The sequence below is a fragment of the Candidatus Eisenbacteria bacterium genome, from assembly GCA_016235265.1.
In the GTDB taxonomy this organism is placed as follows: Bacteria; Eisenbacteria; RBG-16-71-46; order RBG-16-71-46; family JACRLI01; genus JACRLI01.
Genome location: JACRLI010000021.1, coordinates 31511 through 54127 on the forward strand (window position 1 = coordinate 31511; position 22617 = coordinate 54127).

Here is a 22617-nt window from a genome sequence, read left to right on the forward strand (position 1 = left end):
CGCGGCTCGCCGCCGGCCGGTGCCCGGTCCCTCCGGCGCGGCATCGTCAGCGTCCGGGGCCGGGCGCCACGGTGGCCACGAACGCGCGGATCCGCTCCGCCACCAGTTGTGGAGTGAATCCGAAGTGCTGCTGAAGATCGGCCAGCGGCGCCGAGGCTCCGAAGCGGTCGAGGCCCAGGCACAGCGAGCCCGCGCCCAGCACCTCGCTCCATCCGAAGGTGACCGCGGCCTCCAGCGAGACGCGCGGGATGCCCGGAGGCAGCACCGAATCGCGCCACGCGGCATCCTGTTCCCGCCAGTTCTCCACGCACGGCATGGACACCACGCGGACATCCAGGGGCCCCGCGGCCGGGCCTCCGCCCGCAGTGCCCCCGGCGGGAGCCTGCGCGGCCGGCCCGGCCAGCCGCTCGGCCGCCTGGACCGCGAGGCTCACCTCCGAGCCGGTGGCCACGATCACCGCGTCCGGCCGCGGCCCGCGCTCGCGGCGCGCCACGTAGCCGCCACGCCACACGTCGCGGCGGTCGAAGCCCTCCGGGCGGCGCAGCACGCCCGTCTTCTGGCGCGACAGCGCCAGTAGATTGGGCCCGTCCGCGCGCTGCATGCACCAGGCCCAGCTCATCGCCGTCTCCAGCCCGTCCGCGGGCCGCCACACGCGCAGCCCGGGCATGGCCCGCAGCGAAGCCAGGTGCTCCACCGGCTGGTGCGTGGGACCGTCCTCGCCCAGGAAGATGCTGTCGTGGGTGAACACCCAGGTGCTCCGCACCTTCATCAGCGCCGAGAGCCGGATGGCGGGGCGGGCGTAATCGGTGAACACCAGGAAGCTGGAGCCGTACGGCAGGAAGGCCCCGCCCAGGGCCAGCCCGTTCACGATGGCGCCCATGGCGTGCTCGCGGATGCCGAAGTGGAAGCAGCGTCCCGCGAAGCGCGCCTCGCCCTCCCCCAGGCCCACCGCCGTGGAGCCCCGGATCCAGGTCAGCGTGGAAGGATCCAGGTCCGCCGAGCCGCCCACCAGCGCGGGCACCTCCGCGGAGATCTTCTGGATCACCGCCTGTGAGTGCTGGCGGGTGGCGGCGTCCTGGTCCATACCCTCCACCAGCCGCGCATCCAGGTCCGCCGGCACGCGCAGCTGCAGGTGCGCGGCCAGGCCCTCGGCGAGGTCCGGGTGGGCCCCGGCCCAGCGGCCCAGGCCCTCCTGCCACCGCTCGCGCCGGGTGCCGCCGTCCCGGGCGCGCCCCGCGAAGAACGCGCGCACGTCGGCGGGCACGTGGAAGGGCGGCTCTTCCGGCCAGCCCAGGTTCGCCTTGGCCCGCTTCGTCTCCTCCGGGCCCAGCGGCGCGCCGTGCGCCTCGTGCGAGTCCTGCTTGCCGGGGCTGCCGTAGCCGATATGGGTGCGCGCCACGATCAGGCTGGGCCTCGAGGTGTCGGCCACCGCGGACGCCAGCGCCCCGCGCACCCCGGCGCGGTCGTGGCCGTCCACGCGCAGCACCTGCCAGCCGAAGGCCAGGAACCGCACCGCCACGTCCTCGCCGAAGGCCAGCGAGGTGTCGCCCTCGATGCTGATGTGGTTACGGTCGTAGAGATAGACCAGGTTCCCCAGCCCCCAGTGGCCGGCCAGCGATGCGGCCTCGGAGGAGACGCCCTCCATGAGGTCGCCGTCGCTCACGATCCCGAACACCCGGTGGGTGAAGGGCGCGAAGTCGGGCCGGTTGAAGCGCGCGCCCAGCATCTTCGAGGCCAGCGCCATGCCCACGCCGTGCGCGAAACCCTGCCCCAGGGGACCGGTGGTGGTCTCCACGCCCACGGTGTGGCCACGCTCCGGGTGGCCGGGCGTGCGGCTGCCCCACTGGCGGAAATTCCGGAGATCTTGCAGCGTCACCGGGTAGCCGAAGAGGTGCAACAGCGAGTAGATCAGCATACTGCCGTGGCCCGCGGAGAGCACGAAGCGGTCACGGTCGGGCCAGTCGGCCGCCTGCGGGTCGTGGCGCAGGAATTCGCTCCACAGCACGAACGCCATGTCGGCCGCGCCCATGGGCATGCCGGGATGCCCCGACCGGGCGGCCTCCACTCCGTCCACGGCGAGGAAGCGCAGGGCGTTCACGCAGCGCTGCTCCAGGGAGGGGTCGGCAGGGACGACAGGATTCGGGCTGGCCTGGCTCACGGTGTGCTTCCCTCCCGGGCGAACTCTTCCGCGAGGGCCATCGCGCCCAGGAGCCCCACGCGGGTGTTGGTGACCAGGTGCACGGGCACGCGCTCCAGCAGGGTGCGGTAGCGGCCCTTGCCCAGGAATGCCTCCAGGAAGCGGCCGTCCTGGAAGCGCGCCGCCATGCGCGGCGCGATACCGCCGGCCACGTACACGCCGCCGGTGGCCAGCATCCGGAGCGCCACGTTGCCCGCCTCCGCCCCGTAGATGGTGACGAACAGGTCCAGCGCCTCGCGGCACAGAGGATCGCCCGAGGGCCCGTCGAAGCCGGAGATGGCCGCGGCGGGATCGCCCGCCGCCATGGCCGCGGCCACCGCGACCGACTCCGGGTGACGCCCGCGCGCGCGCACGAACTCGTAGATGTTGTGGATGCCCGGCCCCGAGAGCAGCCGCTCGTAGGAGACGCGCCCGTGGCGGGCGCGGAGGAATCTCAGCAGCTCGATCTCCTCGTCGGTGCGCGGCGCAAAGTCGCCGTGACCTCCCTCGGTGGGCACGACGAAGCGCCGGCCCTCGTGACTGGCCACGATGGCCTCGCCCAGGCCCGTGCCCGCGCCGAGCACCCCCACGGTGCCGCCCGCGTCGGCCTGGCCCTGCTGCAGCGCCACGGTGTCCCCCGGGACCAGGAGCAGCACTCCCCGCGCGGCGGCCACGAAGTCATTCACCAGCCGCACGCGCTGCAGGCCCAGCGCCGAAGCCAGCTGCCGCTCGCCCAGCGTCCACGGCAGGTTGGTGGCGTGGCACTCGCCGTCGATCACCGGGCCGGCCACGCCAAAGGCGGCGTGCGAGGCGCGCCCGTCCAGTCGGCCCAGGAAATCACCCAGCAGGTCGGCGAAGCCGGCGTAGGCGCCGCTCTCGTAGCGCCGCTCCAGCAACTCCTCGTGCCGCCCCTGCGCCGCGCTCACCGCGCGCAACAGCGTCTTGGTCCCGCCCACGTCGCCCGCGACGAGGATCATCCCAGGTCCTCCACGTCCAGTTCGTCCAGCGGGTCCGGCGGCAGGTCCAGCCCGTACGCGGCGTCGCGGTCGGCCAGGAACAGCAGCCGCGGATTGGCCCGCAGCAGCCGGCAGATCGGCAGGTCCAGCTCCAGGGCGGGGTTCATCACGTGCACCAGCGTCTCGGTCTTGTCCTCGCCGGTGACCAGCACCACCCCGGCCCGCGCGCGCTCCAGCACCGGGAAGGTGAGCGTCAGGCGCCAGCCGTCCATCTGCGGCACGTAGTTCTCCACCACCCAGCGCTCCCCTTCCTCCAGCGCGGACGTCCCGGGAAACAGCGAGGCGGTGTGACCGTCGGCGCCCATCCCCAGCACCACGAAGTCGAGGTCGGGCCACTCGGTGCCGTCCGGGTACAGGTCGCGCCATTCGCTCTCCGCCAGCCACGCCGCGCGCGGCGGCGGGAGCTCGCCGCGCAGCCTGTGGATGCGGGAGGCGGGCAACGGCGCGCGCGCCAGCAGCGACTCCTGCAGCATCCGGTAGTTGCTGGCCTGGTGCTCGGGCGGCACGCAGCGCTCGTCCACCTGGAACAGGTGCACCGGGGCCCAGTCCACGGGGGTGAGCTCGTAGCTCTCGGCCAGCCGCTCGCCGAAGCGCCGCGGCGTGCGACCGCCGGAGAGCGCCACGCTGAACGGCCCGGGGGCGGCTCGCAGCGCCTCGATGAAGCGGCGCTCGGCCTCGCCGGCCACCGCCTCCGGGATGCTGCCCACCCAGATCGGGAATCGGGTCGCCATGCCCGTCACTCGACCAGCGTCGCCGCGGCCGGGAGTGCCGCGGCCAGCAGCGGGTCGCCGCAGTAGTCGTCCAGCTCGGAGGCCAGCAGCATGACCAGGTCCGCGCCGCGGGTCGGCTCGCGCAGCGGAGAAACCGTCATGCCCGGTCCCGAGGTTCGCACCACCACGTCCGGGCCCTCCCGCGCGAACTCCACGCTCCGCTGCCCGGCCCGGAACTCGATGGACACGATCCTGCCCGGCCGGCCGGGGATCTCCGGAGCATCCTCGGGCACCACGCGCACCGGCCCGCCGCGCAAGCCGGCGAAGTTCCCGCGCGAGACCGGACGGCCCAGGCGCGTGGCGAACCACGCCGCGAACAGCGCGGCAGCGCGCGGCAGGCCTCCCGCGGGGGCGCGCACCGTGAGCGTGTCGGCGTCCTGGAGCGCCTCGCGCAGGCCGGGCCGGTCGTAGGCCCGCGCGGTCATCACCCGCCACGGGCGCAGCCGCCGCCAGTTGAGGTCGCCCAGGGCCGGCGGGCGTGCCAGGCTGCGGACAACGGCGAGCAGCCCGCCCAATTCCGGCCCCGGCCCGAACGCGGCGCTGTCGAACACGAACCGGTCGGCCACCCCGAGCCACTCCGCGAGGTGCCGCCCGGCGATCGAGGGCGGCCCGGGCCACAACAGCACCGAGGGAACGTCCGGGGCCAGCAGCGAGCGCACCAGGCTGGGCAGCTCGGACATGGTGCGTCCGCGCGCGGCCACGACGATCTCCTCGGTGCACACGTGGCCGCGCCCGCCCTCGCCGAGGTGACAGTTGGCGGCGATCCAGGCGTCGATGTGCTCCTCCGGCGCGCCGGCGTCGGTGCGCACCAGCACCACACGGGAGGGCAGCGCCGCGCTGAGCCGCGCGAGGGCCTCGTGCAGCCGGTCGGCCTCCACCCCGTCCTGCGAGTGTGCCACCACGTTCCACAGGCAGGCGCGCGTGACCGCGCCGCCGGCGTCGGGATCGGCCGCGCTGCGCCACAGCGCCGCCAGCTCGGCCTCGATGGCCGCCACGTCCACGGGCTTTCGCCCGCCCTCGACCAGCGGCCGCAGCGCCCCGGAGGTCATCGGACCGGCACGCCGCGGGCGCCCGCCGCCCTGGCCCGCGCGATATCGGCGCTCACAGCCGCCTCCACGCCCGCCCGTCGGCCGCCAGCAGGGCGTCGGCCTCGCGCGGGCCCCACGCCCCGGCTTCGTAGGCGCGCACCGGCACGCGGCCCTCCTCCCACCCGCGCCGCACGCCGGTGATGAGGCGCCACGCCGCGTCAATCTCGTCGCTGCGGGTGAACAGGGTGGGATCGCCCACCAGGCTGTCCAGGATCAGGCGCTCGTAGGCCTCGGGCGGTTCCTGCCCGAACGAGGTCCCGTAGCGGAACTCCATGTTCACCGGGCGGATGCGTACGGCCGGTCCGGGCACCTTGGATTCGAACGTGAGCGCGATGCCCTCGTCGGGCTGGATGCGCATGCTCAGGAGATTCGGCTGCAGCGAGTCCGTCCCCAGGTCGCGGAACATGAGATGGGGCGCGGGACGGAAGTGAATGGCGATCTCGGAGACGCGCTTGGGCAGCCGCTTGCCCGCGCGCAGGTAGAAGGGCACGCCCGCCCAGCGCCAGTTGTCGATGAACAGCTTGAGCGCCACGTAGGTGTCCGTCTCCGAGCCCGGCGACACGCCCGGCTCCTCCGCGTAGGCGGGCACCGGCACCCCCAGGATGCTGCCCGCCGCGTACTGGCCACGCACGGAGTGGGTGGCGGCGGCGCCGGGCGGCATCGGCCGGATGGAGCGCAGCAGTTTCACCTTCTCGTCGCGCACGGCGTCGGCCTCGAAAGCCACCGGGGCCTCCATCGCGGTGAGCGACAGAAACTGGAGCATGTGGTTCTGCACGATGTCGCGCAGGATGCCCGCGGTCTCGAAGTACGCGCCGCGGCCTTCCACGCCGATGCTCTCGGCCACGGTGAGCTCCACGAAGTCCACGTAGCGGCGGTTCCAGATGGGCTCGAAGATGCTGTTGCCGAACCGGAACACCAGGAGATTCTGCACCGTCTCCTTGCCCAGGTAGTGGTCGATGCGGAACACCTGCCGCTCGTCGAACACCTCGTGCACCGTGGCGTTCAGCGCGCGCGCGCTGTCCAGGTCGTGCCCGAAGGGCTTCTCGATCACGATGCGCGTGGAGGGGCCGGCACCGAACGGGCGGTCCACCATGCCGGCCGAGCCCAGCCCCCATACGATGGGCTCGAACGAGGCCGGCGGGGTGGCCAGGTAGTAGAGCCGGTTGCCCCGCGTGCCGCGCTCGCGGTCGGAGGCCTCGCAGGCCTGCTTCAGGGCGGCGAAGTCCTCCGGGCGGGTGAAGCTGCCCGCCACGCAGGTCACCCCCGCGGCGAAGCGCTGCCAGGCGGCCGCGTCCACCGGGCGACGGCGCGCGAACTGGTCGCACGCGGCGCGCAGCGAGTCCACGAACGCCTGGCGGTCGCGCAGCGAGCGCGCGAAGCCGATCAGGGTGAACGTCTCGGGGAGCAGCCGGTCGCAGAACAGGCTGTAGAGGGCGGGCACCAGCTTGCGGTGCGTCAGGTCGCCCGACGCGCCGAAGATCACCATCACGCCGGGGTCGGCGCGCCGGGCGTCGCGCAGCCCCTCGCGCAGCGGGTTGTCCCCGGCCTCCGCCATCACGATTTCCTGACCGCGTGGCCGCCGAATTCGTTGCGCAGCGCTGCGATCACCTTCGCGCCGAAGGACTCGTCCTGCCTGGACCGGAAGCGCGCCAGCAGCGAGAGGGTGAGCACCGGCGCGGGCACGCTGAGGTCCATGGCCTCCTGCACCGTCCAGCGGCCCTCGCCGGAGTCCTCCACGTAGCCGCGGATCTGCTCCAGTTCGGGGTCGGCGGCGAAGGCCCGCTCGGCCAGCTCCAGCAGCCACGAACGAACCACGCTGCCCTGGTTCCACAGGTGCGAGATGGCCCCCAGGTCCAGCGGGAACGGCGAGGCTTTGAGAATCTCGAAGCCTTCGCCGTAGGCCTGCAGCATCCCGTATTCGATGCCGTTGTGGATCATCTTCACGTAGTGGCCCGCTCCCGGGGGGCCCACGTGCATGCAGCCGTCCGGCGGCGCCAGCGTCTTCAGCAGCGGCTCGTGGTGGGCGTACACGTCGGGCTCGGCGCCGACCATCATGCAGTAGCCCTTCTCCAGGCCCCAGATTCCGCCGCTGGTGCCGGCGTCCATGAACCGGAGCCCCTTCGCCGCGGCCTCGCCGGCCCGGCGCATGGAATCGCGGTAGTTGGAGTTGCCGCCGTCGATCACGGTGTCGCCCGGGGACAGCAGCCCATGGAGCGTGCCCAGCACCTCGTCCACCGGGGCGCCGGAGGGCACCATGATCCACACGCTGCGCGGCCGCTCCAGGAGTTCCACCAGGCGTGGGATGGTCTCCGCGGGCACGGCCCCGTGGGCCTGTGCCGCCTCGCGCGACGCGGCCTTTCGATCGAATGCCACCACCGAGTGGCCGCCGCGGAGCAACCGGGTCACCATGTTGGCGCCCATGCGCCCCAGGCCCACCATTCCGACTTTCATGCGCTGCGTACCTCCGTGCCTGTCGTCTAGGGAAGTGTCCGGCGCACGGCCGGCCGGAGTGGCCCGGCAAGCTCGAGCGCCCGGGAAAGCTCCGCCGTCACCGCCTCCAGCCCCGCGTCCGGCCCCTGGGGCAGGTGCACGCGCAGCGCCCGGCGCCCGCGGCGATCCAGCACCAGCAGGTCCCCCAGCGCCTGCGCGTCGCGCAGCGCGCGGAACCCGAATGCGGAGCCCGGAATGGCCAGCTCCGCGCCATCCTCGGCCGTGAACTGGAGGAAGACACCGGTGTCCGGGCCACCCTTGTGGAGCTGCCCGGTGGAATGCAGGAAGCGGGGCCCATAGCCCAGCGTAACCGCGTGGGCCGCACCCAGCCGGGAGCGGATGCCCTGCAGCCGCGCCTCGCGCCCCCCGGTGCGGTGGATGTACGCGCACAGCGCCAGGTAGTCGCTCTCGTGCACCGATTCCAGGTGCGCGGCCAGCCACGCCGCGGGCGAGCCCGCGTCCCGGCCCGTCGCGCGCACCGCCGCCCCCAGGCGCGGGGAGTACTTCGGGCCGGCCTGCAGCACCATCGAGGGCGTGGCGAGCAGGGTCACCAGCCCCTCCCCCGCCGCGCCCTCCGCCAGCAGCACGCGGGTGGTGTCCTTGCTCTCGGTCACGTTGGGCTCGTCGAAGGGGTCCACCTCGAGCAGCGCGCCCAGAACCGCCGTGGCCACCTCCCAGCGGAAGAACTCGGCCGCCAGGGCCTCCCGCTCCGGAAGGCGCCAGGTGAGGACGGGATGGCCCAGCGCGGCCAGCTCCGCGGCGAACGCCTCGTTCTCCCGGTGCTCGCCCTCCAGAGAGAAGGCCGCGAACACGCGGTCGGGTCCGTAGGCGGACGCCGCGGCGCGGGGCTCGCCGTCCACCGGCACCACCCCGCGGCCGGATTTGCCGGTGCTCTCCGCCACCAGCTGTTCCAGCCAGCTCCCCAGCGGGGCCAGCGAGGGCGAGGGCAGGAAAGTGAGCTTGTCGAAGCCGTGCCGGGCCGCCATGCCCAGGGCGGCGCCCAGGTACAGGCCGGGGTTCTCCGCGGCCGGCACGTCGGGGCCGCACGCGGCGGCCATGGCGCGCGCGTGGGCCAGGAAGGCCGTCAGGTCCAATCCCAGCAGCGCAGCGGGGACCACCCCGAAGAGCGAGAGCGCCGAATAGCGGCCCCCGATGTCGGGCGGGTTCAGGAACGCGCCGCGAAAGCCGCGCTCGGTGGCCTGCCGCGCGAGCGAGGTGCCCGGATCGGTGATGACCAGGAAGCGCGAGGCGGGATCCGACACGCCCAGTTCGCCGACGCGGCGCAGGAAGTACTCCTGGAACGACGCGCTCTCCACCGTGGTGCCGGACTTGCTCGAGACCACGAAGATGGTGCGCGAGGGATCGCAGGCGGCCTCGGCGGCGCGCACGGATTCAGGGGAGGTGTTGTCCAGGACCTGCACGTCGAGGTGGCCCGGGGCCACGCCGAACACCGAGCGCAGGACCTCGGGGCACAGGCTGGATCCACCCATGCCCAGCAGCAGCGCGTGACGGAATCCCTCGGAGGTCAGCTGCCCCACGAGCGTCCCCAGGCCCGGGAGCGCCGCGGCCGAGATGTCAGGGACGTGCAGCCAGCCCAGGCGCGAGGTCACCACGCGGACGTGGGCGGGATCGTCGGTCCACAGCGAAGGGTCGTGCTGCCAGAGGCGCCGGGCAGCCTGGTCGCGCTGCAACCCGGTGAGCGTGTCCGCGAGGGGACGGTCGAGCCGCGAAAGCGCGCTCGTGACCGCGAATGCGTGGGTTCCCGATCCCATGGGTGCAGCCTCCTCCGTGGCGCGCGGACCCCCAGCGCGGCGCGCGCATGCGCGCGGCGCGGCCCGCGCGTGCATCTTACATGACCCCCCAAGGGAAAGCCAACGGCGGCGGGCCCGGAACCAGGCGCTGAAACATCGAAGATACCGGTGTCGGGAGGGGAAGCGTGGGGGTGTTCCAGGGGGTTGCGTCACGAACGGAAGAAGCGGCGAGGACTCGCGGTCGGCGAAGCCCAGCGCACGCTTTCCCCCAAGGTGCACCGGGACATCGCCGCCGCGAAACTCCAGGCCACCGGGGCGGGACCGATTCGAGATGTGGGGCAGTGGCTGCCACGGTTCCACCCCGGTCCTGGACGGCGATGCGATGCGGTATGCGGTGCGGTGCCGCCCGGGTCGGCCGGAGCTGGTCTTCGCGAACGACCGGGACATTCGCGGCGGGGCGCTCCCGTGGGGAGGTGCGCCCCACTGCAGACGCTACGGGCTTGGATGGAGAATCCCGCGCCGCGATTCGTGGGAATTCGGCCTCCGGAGGCGAAGGCGCAACCACATGTACGCCAACGCATTGGGCGACGGGGCGGGGATTGCGACAATTCCCTAAAGGTCGGGGATTATGCTCCCGATACCCCAAATGACGTTGGAAGTCCTCGGCCCTACCCCGGGCCTCGATCGACAAGGGACCGGGTTGTCCGCGGGCGCATCCGGCCGCGGCGCCTCTCAACGGATGAGGTCACTCATGCACTTCAGTCTCAGTACCCAGTTCGGACTTCGCATCCTGCTGTTCGCCGCCCCGGTGAATCGCAAGACCACCACGCGCGAAATCGCCCAGTTCTACGGCCTGCCCCTGGACCCGGTGCGCAAGGCGGCCCGCCGCCTCGGGCGCCTGGGCTACCTCGACACCGAACGCGGCCAGACCGGCGGGCTGCGCCTGTCGCGTCCCGCAAGCGAAATTCCCCTGGGCTCGGTGGTGCGCCAGCTGGAGGGCGAGGAATCCGGCAACAGCGCCTACGAAGGCTTCGCGCGTCCGCACGCCGAGGCCCTGCGCCACGCCATCCGCGAGGCCGAGTCGCACTTCTGGGAGAAGCTGGATCACGTGGCCCTCTCGGAGCTGACGTCGCGCACCGACGTCACCGAGTCGGGCTCTCACCCGGGAGAGGACCAGCGGGCCGCCTAGGCGGACCGGCGCGGCAGGGCTGCGCGCGCGTCACAATCCAGGGAGTGGAAGCGAGAGAGGCGCCCCCACGGCGCCTCTCTGGCGTCAGGGAACCACCTTGTGGACCTGCGCAAGGGTGGATTTGGGCAATTCCAGCGCCAGTTCCGACGCCACCCTGAGGCTCAATGCAATCGTAATCGCGGCTTGTTCCACAGGCTGCTCCCCGCTCACCGCCCGGCCGTCCATCGCCTGGCGGGCCAGGCGCGCGGCCAGGCGACCCACCGCCTGGGCGTCGAGACCCACCGCCGCCAGCACCCCGGGACGCATCAGCGACTCGCTGAACACCAGCATCGGGACCTTCTTGTCGGCGCAGGTGCGGCGCGCAAACTCGAACACCGCGGGCGAGGCGGTGGCGGGATCCGACCCGAACCACAGCACGTCGGCGCGGGCCACGGCCACTCGGAACTGCTCGGCCAGCGCGGTGCCCGCGCGCGGCTCCACGATCACGGCCTCCAGGTTGTGCCGGGCCGCCGCCTGGGCCATCGCGGTGCGAAAGCCCTGGTCGGTGGCTTCGCTGGTCACCATGCCCAGGCGACCGCCCGAGGGCACGAGCAGCCGGGCCACCCTCGCCAGCGCGGCGCAATCCACCTGGGAGGGCAGCCAGCAGACGCCGGGCGCGTCGAGCCCCAGCCGTTCCCCGTGATCCACCAGGGCACACACCAGCGGCGCCCGGGGCGCGGCCTGGTGCGCGAGCCGCGCGGCGCGTGGGCCCACGGCCACCAGGACCTCGGGGGCCTGCCGCTGCAGGGCCTGGCGCACGAACTCCACGTTCGAGTCGTCCGCCCCCAGGTCGTACTGGATCCACCCCGACGGCAGCGCGGCACGGAAGCCGGCCACCGCCCGGTTGTAGGGATCGAGGTCCCGGCTCTTGATCACCGCGATGCCCGCCGCGCGGGCAACCGGGACGATGCCCGCGGCCAGACACGCCGCCAGCAACGCGCCCCCGACCGCGCGCCCGAAACCGGGGCGGCGGGTCGCCGGGCGGCGCGAGCGGGATGCGCCGCGGTGTCCTGCGCGCGTGCGCGTCACGCCGGCCTCACTCTCTCCCGGTCTGGAGGGCCACGCGGACCACACGGCCGTACTGCGGCAGCAGATCCTCGCGATGCTCGGGCCCGCCGGGATCCGAGTAGGCGCGGCCGAGGAGATTGCGAACCCCGAGGCTGAAGCGCGTCGCACCGCCCCACGGCGCGCACGTCACATTCAGGTGCACCAGGTGGACCGGCTCCGCGGTGGAGCCGAGGAGCGTGAGGCGGGACGAGGCGAACTGGTACTCGAACGCGGTTTCCAGGCGCTCCCGCAGCCAGGGGCGGGTGAATCGGATCGCGGCCGTGGCCCGCGGGGAGTTGCTCAGGGACCCTCCGGCCTCGTCCTCGGTGCGCTGCAGGCAGATCCAGGCGCGGGCCGTCCCGCCCAGGACCGGGTGCATCCATTCCGCCTCCAGCCCATTGGTGTTCGCCACCCCCAGGTTGCGCAGGAAGATGGTGTCCCCGCTCGCCTCCTGGTCCACCAGGTCCTGCAGGTGATTGTGGAAGCCGGAGAGCACGAACGTGCCGCGCCCCACGGGGAGCTCCCACGCCAGTTCCAGGCCCAGGATCCGCTCGCTGCGCAGTTCCGGCGCGGCGTATCCGAAGTAGGAAGGCTGGTAGTAGAGCTCGTAGGGCGTGGGCTGGCGGTACGACGTGCCGCCCAGGGCCTTGATCGTGCCGGCCCGGCCCGCGTTCCACACCAGGGCCAGGTGCGGGCTCCATTCGGCCACGTCACCCACGCCCATGCTGGAGTGGGTCGCGTCAAAGCGCAGCGCCCCCGTGGCGGTCAGCGCGGTTCCGAAGTGGGACTCGAGCTGCACGTAGGCCGAAAGCTCGCGCGACGAGGTGTAGCTGCGCAGGTACTCGGAGGCCGGCTCCAAGTCGTAGGTCCACTGCCGCAGCCTGGGATGCAGTTCCAGCAGTCCGCCCGCCTGCAGCGAGTGCCGCGCCCCCAGCGCCCGCGTGACGCGCGCCTCCAGCCCGGCCTCCCATCCCTCGGCGACATCCACCTGCTGCACGGGCGCGCCGCCGCTCCCGGCCGGCGCGTACTCGTACAGGCCGTCGTAGTGGGTGGCCCCCCCGAAGGCGCGCAGTTCCACCCCCAGCGAGGGCGAAAGCTGGTCCGTCCGACGCACCTGGAGGTACGCCCGCTCGTCGAAGGTGTGCGTGCCCCGGCTGCCGGGCAGCGTGCCATAGGAGGCGGTCGGCACCCACTTGGTGCGGCCGGTGTAGAACCCGTCCAGGCTCCAGTTGCGCGAGCGCAGGGACACGAACGCGCTGCGGCCGCGCTCCCCGTCCGCCCCGGTCACCAGGCCGTCGGGAGTCTCCGGCCCCGCCAGCTCGGGAAAGCGGAGAGACCGGCCATCCGTACGGAATCCGCGCAGGGACACCAGCAGCCCGCCCCCCGTGCCCACGGGAACGGCGGCGTACCCGGAACCCTCCGCCCAGCCGTGGTCGCCCGCCAGGATCCGGGCCGAGCTGGCCTGCTGCTCCCCGGGGTCGCGGGTGACGATGTGGATCACCCCGAACACCGCGTCCGAGCCGTACAGCGCCGAGATCGGGCCGCGGATGATCTCGATCCTGCGGACCAGGCGCAGGTCCAGCCCGAAGTCCTCGCCGACGGATGCGTCCTCGTAGACGGGCCCGTTCACCTTCTGCCCGTTCAGCATCAGCAGCAGCCGGTTGTTGTAGTCGGAGGGGCGGCCCACACCGCGCACGCCGGCGTACATGTAGTTATGGTCGTTGGTGACGTAGAAGCCGCGCACCGAGCGCAGCACCTCGGCCAGCGTGGTCCAGCCGTACCGGGCGATCTCCGCGGCGGAGATGACAGTGACCACCGCGGGGGCCTCCCCCAAGCTCTGGACCCTGCGGGCGGCCCCCTCCACCACCGCCTCCTCGCGGGCGAGGGCGAAGGGGTCCTCCTCCTCGGCGCGGGCCGGGGAGATGGCCGGGGGCAGGGCCAGGGCCCCGAAAACGAGAACCAGCACGGACACGCCGCGGCGAACGCGGAAACGCGACACTGGATGCTCCTTTGGCAAGGTTGGGGGCGGGCGGCTCGAATTGCGCCGCCGGGGGCGCATCGGGCCCGGGATTCGGGTGGGGGCAGAACACAGGTCTCCACCGGGAGCCGGTGCGAGAATCGCGCCGCGTCCGCAAACGGTCAAGTTCCCTCGCGATCCAACCGATACCGGGAGTGATGATGCCGACCCAGCCATTGCCAAACTCCAAGCCCCCCGTGCAACCCGCAACGCGGGTGGCACCGCGCACCCCGCTGGCGCGATCCGCCGCGGCGGGCGAACCGGCTCGCCGGGAAGGCGGCGCCCGCCCGCTCCTGCCGGGGCTCGGGGGCGTGCCGGTCGGGGTCCAGTTTGTCACTGCCGCAACCCTGTTCCTGCTGGCGGTGGCCACGTTCGTGTACCTGTTCCTCCCGGCGCGGATCCAGCAGCCCACCGAGGCTGCGCTGGAGGCGCGAGCCGTGGCGCTCGCCGAGCACCTGGCCGAGGAAGTCGGACCTCAATTGGCGTTCGGCAACGACGCGGCAGTTCGGGACCACATGGCGAATGTGCTGGCCCGGCGCGGGGCCCTCTACGCGGTCATCTGCGACGCGCACGGGGCGGTGCTGGCGCAGGCCGGGCAACTCTCGGGCCAGCTTCCGACCGCGCTGATGCGCTCCACGCGCCCCCAGCTCGACCGATCCGCTCCGGGAGAAGTGCGCGTGGTCCAGCCGCTGTCCGGCGCGGGGGCCATCCCCGGGACGCTGATCCTCGGCGTCCCGCGGCAGGAGGCCGAGAACCAGCTTAACGACTACCGCCGGACCGCGCTGGTGGTGAGCCTGCTGATCCTGGTGCTGGGCATGGTGGGTGCGCTGGCCACCAGCGCGTTCATCACCCGTCCCATCCGGGAGATGACCATCCGCCTGGAGGCAATGGCGCGCGGGGACTTCACCGGCCGCACCCGGGTGTCCACCAACCGCGAGACGCTGCGGCTTTCGACGGCGCTCAACAGGATGGCCGACGACGTCTCCGTGGCCCTGGCCGAGGTGGAGCGGGCCAGCGCGGAGGTCGTGCGCGCCGCGAACGACTTCAACGACAACTTCCGCCAGATGAGCTCGCGCGCAGCGAGCGAGAACGAGGCCGGCGAGAGCGTCGCCGCCTCCGTGACCCAGATGGCGCGGACGGTGCAGGAGACCTCGCGCCGGGTGCAGGAGACGCTCTCGATGTCGCGCGACTCCAAGCGGGCCGCGCAGCAGGGCGCCGAGGTGGTGCAGCGCGCCACCCACATCATGCAGCAGACCGCGGAGGCGGTGGAGACCATGGCCGGCACGCTCAACGAGCTGTCTTCGCATTCCGACCGCATCGGCGAGGTGGTGGACGTGATCGAGGAGATCGCCGAGCAGACCAACCTGCTGGCCCTCAACGCCGCCATCGAGGCCGCGCGCGCCGGGGACCAGGGCCGCGGGTTCGCGGTGGTGGCCGACGAAGTGCGCAAGCTCGCCGAGCGCACCCAGCAGGCCACCAAGGAGATCGCGGGCCGGGTGCGCGCGGTGCAGTCCGGCACGCAGGAAGTGATCGGCGCCATGGAGGCCGGCCGCAGCGCCACCGAGGCGGGCCGCGAGGCGCTTTCGCGGGAGGCCGGCGACCGCCTGCACGAGATCCTGCGCCTGAGCGAGGGCGTGGAGAGCGAAGTGGAGAACATCGCGGTGGCCACCCGCGAGCAGGCCACGGTGAGCGAGGAGATCGCCCACAAGATCGAGCATATCGCGCGGGCCTCGCGGGCCACGGCGGAGGCCGCCGACCGCTCCGCGCAGGGCACCCGCACCATGGCCGCCCGCGCAGAACATATGATCGCGAAGCTGGGAAGATTCCGGCTGCCGGAAGCGGCGCGGGAAGGCGCGCGCCGGGCCGCCGCCTCGCCGGCGCGGGAGCCCGCCGCGCGAACCTCGCCCCCGCCCGCCGACCGCCGCGCGGCGTAGACCTACCTGCCCGCGGGCCCCCTCGGCCGCGTGAGCACCCCCGGCCGGCTCTCGCTGGCAATGTAGCGGCGGATCACAATGGATACGCGGTTCGCCGCTTCGTCGGCGCAGTAGATGTACTCCCCGAGCAGGCTGGAGCTGTAGGTGGCGATGGAGGCCACCTGAAAGGAAGCGGCCCCCCCGACTTCCGTTCTCCCGAACTGCGTCACGTAGGTTCCATCCGGGTTGTATTCCTGCACCCGGTGGTTCTCTCGGTCGGAGACCAGGAGCCGGCCGTCGTCGGTGAAGGCGAGAGCACCGGGGCTGGCACGCTCCCACTCGCCCGCTCCGGTTCCCGTCCTGCCAAAGCTCCGGAGTCGCCGGCCGCTCACGTGAAAGACCACGACCTTCCCCGCCCACCAATCGCTCACATACAACAGCGTGTCGTGCACCGCAATCCCGCAAGGCGCGACCGAGGACAGCGAGTCCCCGGGCTGCGCCCCGATGGTACGCAGCAGCTCGCCCTCCGCATCGAAGACATCCACAAAGGCCTGGCCCGGGACCCCCGGGCGCATGCTCCCCACGAAGACCTCGTTTCCGCGCGACGCCAGTGCCTCAAAGGTGCGGCCGGAAGGCAGCAGGAAGTACCGACGCGTCGCTCCCGACGTGTCCACGACCGAGACGTGGCCGCCCTGGTCGAGCACGAACACGGTGGAGTCGTTGGCGGGCGCCAGCGCGACGGGTCGGTCGAACTGGCCCGGGGCGCCGAAGCTCCCCCGGTACGTGCCCTCGAACCGGAACCTCGAGACCCGGTTCGAGTCGCGCTCCGCCACCCACACCTCCCGGATGAACACCCCGTCTCCCAGCACCAGCAAGGCATCGGGCGCCTGCAGGCTGTCCGGCTGGGTCCCGCGCGCGGAGAACGACTGGAAGAACGCGTACACCAGCTGGACCCCCACCCTGGCCTGCCCGCAACCGGCAATGACCCCGGCGATCAGCACCAGCAGCGCCAGGCACGCGGCGCGGGACGCGGAAACCTTCGGGGCGAACTGCATCCAACGGGACAGGTTTCGCAGGCGGGACATCCGGTTCCCTCCGAACGGTCGGACTGAAGGTGGCGCCGGAGGCCGCCCTGGCGGCGTCCGGCGGGCCGGGGAACCCGGCCGGCCGGATTCTAATTGAACCCGGCCCCGGAGTCTCCTAACCTTCTCCCGTGCCGCGAAAACCCCGTTCCCCGCTTCCCGGCATTCCCTCCGGAGGATTCCATGTCCACCCCCGGCGACTTCCTGCAGTTGAAGGGCATTGACCACGTCGAGCTGTGGGTGGGCAACGCCCGCCAGGCGGCCCACTATTACGTCCACGGCTTCGGCTTCCGCGTGGCCGCCTACCTGGGCCCGGAGACCGGGGTGCGCGACCGGTGCTCCTACCTGCTGGAGCAGGGCCGGATCCGGCTGGTGCTCACCGCCGCGATGCAGCCGGAGGGCTCGGTGCACGAGCACGTGGCCCGCCACGGAGACGGCGTGCGCGACATCGCCTTCTGGGTGGACGACGCGGAGGCCTCCTTCCGAGGGACCGTGCAGCGCGGGGCCCGCCCGGCGCAGGAGCCCCGCGAGGATCGCGACGCGCATGGCACGCTGCGCCGCGCCGCCATCCACACCTACGGCGACACGCTGCACTCGTTCATCGAGCGCCGCGACTACCATGGCGCGTTCGCGCCCGGCTTCGAGGCTCGCAGCTTCGCCGGCGCGGGCGGCGACGCCGGGCTGTTGCGCGTGGACCACATCGTGGGCAACGTGGAGCTGGGGAAGATGAACGAGTGGGTGGCGTTCTACCGCGACGTGATGGGCTTCTCGCAGTTCATCCACTTCGACGACAAGGACATCTCCACGGAGTACTCGGCGCTGATGTCCAAGGTGATGGAGGACGGCTCCGGCTCCATCAAGTTCCCCATCAACGAGCCGGCCGAGGGCCGGAAGAAGTCGCAGATCCAGGAGTACCTGGACTTCTACGGCGGCCCGGGCGCGCAGCACGTGGCGCTGCTGAGCCAGGACATCGTGAAGACCGTCGCCCGGCTGCAGTCCGCCGGCGTGGAGTTCCTCGGGGTCCCGCACAGCTATTACGAGGAGATCCCGGGGCGCGTGGGCCCGATTGACGAGAAGCTCGCGGTGCTGGAGAAGCTCGGCGTGCTGGTGGACCGCGACGACGAAGGCTACCTGCTGCAGCTGTTCACGAAGCCGGTGCAGGACCGCCCCACGCTCTTCTACGAGGTGATCCAGCGCAAGGGCAGCCGCGGCTTCGGCAAGGGCAACTTCAAGGCGCTCTTCGAGGCCATCGAGCGGGAGCAGGCGCTGCGGGGCAACCTGTGAGGCGCGCGCCGGGCGTGCGCTGCGGCCCCGGCCGCCCTGCGGCGTCGCGAGCGGGCGCGGCGCAGCGGAGCCCCGCGTGAGGCTGGCCTCCTGGCGCGAGCCACTGCGAGGTTCGGACTGGGGCTTCGTGGACGGCTCCTCGGCATGGTCCGTGCCGCGGCTGTACCGCTGGGCGCTGGGCACGTCCCGCCTGGCCCCCGCGGACCGCACTCCGGGCACGCTGCTGGAGTACCTCTCGCACGGCGGCCACCGCGGGGAGCTCGCCGCGCTCGCCGCGCTGGCGCACGAGGCGCCCTGCGCCGACCTGGACGGCCGGGCATTCCGCGCCGACCTCGAAGGGCTGGCGCTGCTGCCCCCGCTGTTGCACCCGCCGGGCTTCCGCGACTTCTATTCGTTCGAGCAGCACGTGAAGGCCGCGCGCGCCCGGCGCGGGCTGGAGATGGTGCCCGAGTGGTACGAAGCCCCGGTGTTCTACTTCTCGAACCCGCACGCGCTGGTGGGCCCCGGCGCGGAAGTGGCGCGCCCGGGCGCCTGTCGTGAACTCGATTTCGAACTGGAAGTGGCCGCGGTGCTGGAGCGCGGCGGCCGGGACTTCTCCCCCGCCGACGGCGAGGGGGCCATCCTGGGCCTGTGCATCCTCAACGACTGGAGCGCCCGCGACATCCAGCGGCGCGAAATGAAGGTGGGCCTGGGCCCCTCGAAGGGCAAGGACTTCGCCACTTCCGTGGGGCCGTGGATCACCACGCTGGACGAACTGGCCGACCGGCGCGTGGGCCCGGGACGGTTCGACCTGGCCATGACCGCGCGCGTCAACGGACGTGAAGTTTCGCGCGCCAACCTGAAGGACATGCACTTCGATTTCGGCCGCCTGGTGGCGCACGCCGCCGGGGGGGTCGAGCTGCTGCCCGGCGAGCTCCTCGGTTCCGGTTCCGCGGGCACCGGCTGCATCCTGGAACTGGGCCCCGAGAACGTGCCCTGGCTCGAGCCCGGCGACGTGGTGGAGCTGGAAGTCGAGCGCCTGGGCCTGTTGCGCAACACCGTCGTTTCCGCCGGCTGAACGGCGCCGCACAGGAGTCCTTCATGCCCGTGTACCATTCGCTAGGCCACGTGCCTCACAAGCGCCACACGCAGTTCCGCAAGCCCGACGGCTCACTGTTCAGCGAGCAGCTCATGGGCAGCAAGGGCTTCAGCGGAATGAGCTCGCTGCTCTACCATCACCACCCGCCCACCATGGTGCGCCGCATCGGGGACCCGGTGGACGCGGGAGTGCGCCTGGCGCCCCGCGAGGCGCTGCGCCACCACCACCTGAAGACGCGCGGGTTCAAGCCGCAGGGAGACGCCGTCACCGGCCGCCGGGTGCTGCTGGCCAACGACGACGTGAGCATGGCGGTGTGCGTGCCCGCCGTGCCCATGGGGTACTTCTACCGCAACGGGCAGGGCGACGAGCTGGTCTTCGTGCACCGCGGCACCGGCCGGTTCGAGACCGTATTCGGGACGCTCTCCTACCGCCCGGGGGACTACGTGGTGATTCCCCGGGGAACCACCTGGCGCAGTGTCGCGGACCGCGGCGAGCAGCGCTTCCTGGTGATCGAATCGGCCTCCCAGGTCGAGACGCCGCGGCGCTACCGCAACGAGCACGGCCAGCTCCTGGAGCACTCGCCGTACTGCGAGCGCGACATCCGCCGCCCCGAACACCTCGAGACCCACGTGGAGAGCGGCATGTTCGAGGTGCGGGTCAAGGCGCGCGGCGAGCTCACCCCGTACTGGTTCGACTTCCACCCGCTCGACGTGGTGGGCTGGGACGGCTACCTGTACCCGTGGATCTTCAACATCGAGGACTTCGAGCCCATCACCGGGCGCATCCACCAGCCACCCCCGGTGCACCAGACTTTCGAGGGCCACAACTTCGTGGTGTGCAGCTTCTGCCCGCGCAAGTACGACTACCACCCCCAGGCGGTGCCGGTGCCGTACAACCACAGCAACATCGACAGCGACGAGGTGCTGTACTACGTGAACGGGAACTTCATGAGCCGGCGCGGCATCGAGGCCGGCTCGTTGACCGCGCACCCGCAGGGCATCCCGCACGGGCCGCACCCGCGGGCGGTGGAGGCCTCCCTGGGCCGCGAGTCCACCGAGGAGCTGGCGGTGATGCTGGATACCTTCCGCCCGCTGCACCTCACGGCGGAGGCGATGGGCTGCGACGACCCGGGCTATCCGGCAAGCTGGGTCGAGGCGCCGCGTCGCGGCGGAGCGCGGGCTGCCGCGGGGAAGAAGAAGCGCGCCGCAGCTGCGAAGCCGAGGCGTCCGGGCGCGAGGCACTTTCGCGAATCTCCCGCCCGGGATATCCTGATCCCGTAAATTCGAAGCCGGCCCGCCAGCCGGAAGGAGATAGGTGTCATGGCCACCAGGAAGACGAAGGGCCCGGGCGCTCCCGCGCGCCCGGAGGAGGGCGCGGGCGACCTGCGGTCGCAGCACGCGCACAGCACCCAGGGGGACGGATACGCCTCCGACGAGGCCCTGGGCCTGACCGCGCAGGCCCGGGTGGAGCCGCCCGACATCACCGCCCTGCCCCAGGGCGGGGTGCTGGGGACCGGTTGCGGCTACCCGCTCGGCGACGTGGAGGTGCCCCCCGGCGCAATCGTGCTGGATCTCGGCTGCGGCGGCGGAGCGGACTGCTTCCAGGGATTCCGCCGCGTGCAGGACGACGGACTGCTGATCGGGGAGGACCTCACCGAGGTGGTGCTGGAGCGCCAGCGCATCGCGCAGCGCGCCGCCTCCTTCAAGCAGGTGAAGTTCGCGCGCGGGGGCCAGGACGCGCTGCCCGCGGAGTCCAGCTCGGTGGACCTGGTGGTCTCAAACTGCGTCCTGAACCTGGTGGGCAACCGCGGTCACGCGTACGCCGAGATCCACCGCGTGCTGCGGCCCGGCGGCCGCGCCGCGATCAGCGACGTGGTGACCCGCGGCACCCTGTCTCCCGAGACGCGGCGGGACATCCAGGCCTACGTGGGCTGCGTGGCGCAGGCCATGGACCGCGAGGAGTACCTGGCCATCGTGCGCGCCGCGGGATTCCGCGAGGTGCTGGTGACGCGGGCGCAGGAATTCGCGGTGGGCGCGTCCGCGGAGGGCGCGGCGATGAACATCACGGTGGTGGCGATGAAGTAGGGGGGTGGCCGGCCGGCCACGGAAATGACGAATCAGTATTGGGCGGGGGCGCGCCGACGCGTCCCCGCCCTCTCTCTTGCCCCACCTGGCTCCAGGGACCGCGGGCCGCGATTCGCATCGAGTTTCCGATTGTTGGTTCTCACATAGGCGGGCAATTGGGGCTCGTAGCCCGCGTTTGACCGTCCAGGCGGCCCCAAGGCAAGTAAATTCCCACCCTGGATTCCGCCGGCCGACGCGGCACCTTTGTACCTGTAACTACTTGTGACATAGTGGTTTCTGAATTTGGACCGGCCAGCCCCATAGGGCCAGGAATCGAAACATAGCTTGCCGAATCCAACCGTGAAGTGCTAATATGTAATCCTGTTGGAGCAGTACTGGCCGTGCTCGAGGAACTCACCGGGCGCTGCGCGGGCGCTGCCGCGCGTGCCTTGGTTTTCCCGGAAAAGCGTCCGAGAACAGGACGACAGCCCCACCCCCCTTGCGGGAGGAGATGAACCATGCGCAAGCTACTTCTTATCATGCTCGCGATCGGCGTGCTCGCCGCGAGCCCGGCGATGGCGGCCTTCACGGGCAGCCTGTACACGACGAATTTCGCGACCCACCACGTGTTCCGTTCGGACGTGGTCTCCAACACCGTCCTCTCGACGAGCGACCTGGTGGGCCTGCCGGGCGCGGACGGCATCATCTTCGACCCGCTGGACGACACCCGGCTGCTGGTCGGCGGACAGCTGACCAACAACATCTACATGACGGGCATCTTCGGTGGCGGCTACAGCACCGTGAACAACTCGCCGATCGTCAACGGCGCCCTGCACCTGGCCATCGCGCCGGGTGAAGTCGGTCCCAAGGGCCTCAGCATCGCCTCGTCCGAAGTGCGCGTTCTCACCAGCGGCTTCGAAGGCCCGATCCCGAACTCGCTGGCCTTCGTCGGCCTCAGCAGCGGCAACGTGGACAACCGCGTGGTCGCCGGCCTGGCACGCGTCTCGGGAATCGCCTACCGCGGCGGCACGCTGTACGCCACCGACGGTGACGAGCACGGATACGGCGGCGGCCTCTTCACCGTGAACCTCGTCACCAACACGGCCACCCCGCTGGCGGTGGTGGGCGGCCACGACATGCACAACCTCTGGATGGACGGCTGGTCCGGTCACCTGTTCGCCAGCGGCGCGTACTACATCGAGGAGATTGACCTCGACGCGATCGGCGGCCCGGCCGTGATCCGCGAGTGGGACATCTCGGGCCTGCTCGGTCCGTCGCCGATCCCGTACCTGGACCACATTGACCACATCGCGACCGACGACGCCGGCAACCTGTTCGCGGCCGTCAACACCGGTCCGCTGGTCTACCTGGACCTGACCGCCGGTGTCCCGTCCCCGATCATCATGCACAATTACGGCGTGGGCCTGGACGCGGTTGTCGCCGGCAAGACGGCGGTTCCCGAGCCGTCCACCCTGCTCCTGGCGGGCCTGGGCCTGCTGGGCGCCGGCCTGCTGCGCAAGCGCTCCTAGAACTCACCGCGCGCAAGGTTCATCAGCGAACAGAACCCCCGTCCGCTCCGGCGGACGGGGGTTTTTGTATGGCGGTATGGCCCGG

The 22617-nt window shown here is 72.0% G+C and carries 17 protein-coding genes; 7 read left to right on the forward strand and 10 right to left on the reverse strand.

Annotation, left to right across the window (positions count from 1 at the left end; genetic code table 11):
• Window positions 1–46: 46 nt before the first annotated feature.
• The 7 genes from tkt to HZB25_11835 are packed head-to-tail and all read right to left on the reverse strand — an operon-like array spanning window position 47 to window position 9312.
• The gene (tkt, locus tag HZB25_11805) at window positions 47–2158 is read right to left on the reverse strand and encodes a transketolase (protein ID MBI5837919.1); all 2112 of its coding nucleotides are present in this window, start codon (window positions 2156–2158) and stop codon (window positions 47–49) included.
• A complete protein-coding gene (gene glk / locus HZB25_11810) occupies window positions 2155–3153 on the reverse strand; it encodes a glucokinase (protein ID MBI5837920.1) in 999 nt (332 codons plus the stop codon). The genes tkt and glk overlap by 4 nt, the downstream gene beginning before the upstream one ends.
• Window positions 3150–3923, reverse strand: coding sequence for a 6-phosphogluconolactonase (gene pgl / locus HZB25_11815; protein MBI5837921.1), 774 nt, complete (start codon window positions 3921–3923; stop codon window positions 3150–3152). The genes glk and pgl overlap by 4 nt, the downstream gene beginning before the upstream one ends.
• A gap of 5 nt (window positions 3924–3928) precedes the next feature.
• Entirely contained in the window at window positions 3929–5011 is a 1083-nt protein-coding gene (locus HZB25_11820) for a glucose-6-phosphate dehydrogenase assembly protein OpcA (GenBank protein MBI5837922.1), read from the reverse strand.
• Between the two features lie 52 nt (window positions 5012–5063).
• The gene (gene zwf, locus HZB25_11825; GenBank protein ID MBI5837923.1) at window positions 5064–6605 is read right to left on the reverse strand and encodes a glucose-6-phosphate dehydrogenase; all 1542 of its coding nucleotides are present in this window, start codon (window positions 6603–6605) and stop codon (window positions 5064–5066) included.
• Entirely contained in the window at window positions 6605–7501 is an 897-nt protein-coding gene (gnd, locus tag HZB25_11830) for a decarboxylating 6-phosphogluconate dehydrogenase (GenBank protein MBI5837924.1), read from the reverse strand. Before gnd ends, zwf begins: the two co-directional genes overlap by 1 nt.
• A 26-nt stretch (window positions 7502–7527) precedes the next feature.
• On the reverse strand, window positions 7528–9312 hold the full coding sequence (locus tag HZB25_11835) for a glucose-6-phosphate isomerase (GenBank protein ID MBI5837925.1): 1785 nt from the start codon (window positions 9310–9312) through the stop codon (window positions 7528–7530).
• Window positions 9313–10042: 730 nt separating this feature from the next.
• Between HZB25_11835 and HZB25_11840 the strand changes: the two genes are divergently transcribed.
• Window positions 10043–10480 (forward strand): Rrf2 family transcriptional regulator, encoded by a 438-nt coding sequence (locus tag HZB25_11840; protein ID MBI5837926.1) that lies wholly within the window; start codon window positions 10043–10045, stop codon window positions 10478–10480.
• A gap of 84 nt (window positions 10481–10564) precedes the next feature.
• Here the strand turns inward: HZB25_11840 and HZB25_11845 are convergent, their stop codons facing one another.
• Together HZB25_11845 and HZB25_11850 are read right to left on the reverse strand one after the other, a co-directional pair.
• Window positions 10565–11548: a hypothetical protein gene (locus HZB25_11845; GenBank protein MBI5837927.1), complete on the reverse strand. Its 984-nt coding sequence runs from the start codon at window positions 11546–11548 to the stop codon at window positions 10565–10567.
• Window positions 11549–11555: 7 nt separating this feature from the next.
• Window positions 11556–13565: a TonB-dependent receptor gene (locus tag HZB25_11850; GenBank protein MBI5837928.1), complete on the reverse strand. Its 2010-nt coding sequence runs from the start codon at window positions 13563–13565 to the stop codon at window positions 11556–11558.
• 329 nt (window positions 13566–13894) lie between these two features.
• Here HZB25_11850 and HZB25_11855 point away from each other — a divergent pair, with 329 nt between their 5' ends.
• Window positions 13895–15517 carry a methyl-accepting chemotaxis protein gene (locus tag HZB25_11855; protein MBI5837929.1) on the forward strand — a complete coding sequence of 541 codons (1623 nt, stop codon included), beginning with the start codon at window positions 13895–13897 and terminating at the stop codon, window positions 15515–15517.
• 2 nt (window positions 15518–15519) lie between these two features.
• Here HZB25_11855 and HZB25_11860 read toward each other — a convergent pair whose 3' ends face one another.
• Window positions 15520–16581 carry an NHL repeat-containing protein gene (locus tag HZB25_11860; GenBank protein MBI5837930.1) on the reverse strand — a complete coding sequence of 354 codons (1062 nt, stop codon included), beginning with the start codon at window positions 16579–16581 and terminating at the stop codon, window positions 15520–15522.
• 180 nt (window positions 16582–16761) lie between these two features.
• Between HZB25_11860 and hppD the strand changes: the two genes are divergently transcribed.
• The 5 genes from hppD (at window position 16762) to HZB25_11885 (ending at window position 22532) form a co-directional block, all read left to right on the forward strand.
• Complete coding sequence (gene hppD / locus HZB25_11865; protein ID MBI5837931.1) at window positions 16762–17862, forward strand: 4-hydroxyphenylpyruvate dioxygenase; 1101 nt, start codon at window positions 16762–16764, stop codon at window positions 17860–17862.
• A gap of 127 nt (window positions 17863–17989) precedes the next feature.
• Window positions 17990–18919 (forward strand): fumarylacetoacetate hydrolase family protein, encoded by a 930-nt coding sequence (locus HZB25_11870; protein ID MBI5837932.1) that lies wholly within the window; start codon window positions 17990–17992, stop codon window positions 18917–18919.
• Window positions 18920–18942: 23 nt separating this feature from the next.
• The gene (locus HZB25_11875; protein MBI5837933.1) at window positions 18943–20220 is read left to right on the forward strand and encodes a homogentisate 1,2-dioxygenase; all 1278 of its coding nucleotides are present in this window, start codon (window positions 18943–18945) and stop codon (window positions 20218–20220) included.
• A gap of 39 nt (window positions 20221–20259) precedes the next feature.
• Window positions 20260–21024, forward strand: a complete 765-nt coding sequence (locus tag HZB25_11880; GenBank protein MBI5837934.1) for a methyltransferase domain-containing protein — start codon at window positions 20260–20262, stop codon at window positions 21022–21024.
• 497 nt (window positions 21025–21521) lie between these two features.
• Window positions 21522–22532, forward strand: coding sequence for a PEP-CTERM sorting domain-containing protein (locus HZB25_11885; GenBank protein ID MBI5837935.1), 1011 nt, complete (start codon window positions 21522–21524; stop codon window positions 22530–22532).
• Window positions 22533–22617 lie beyond the last annotated feature (85 nt).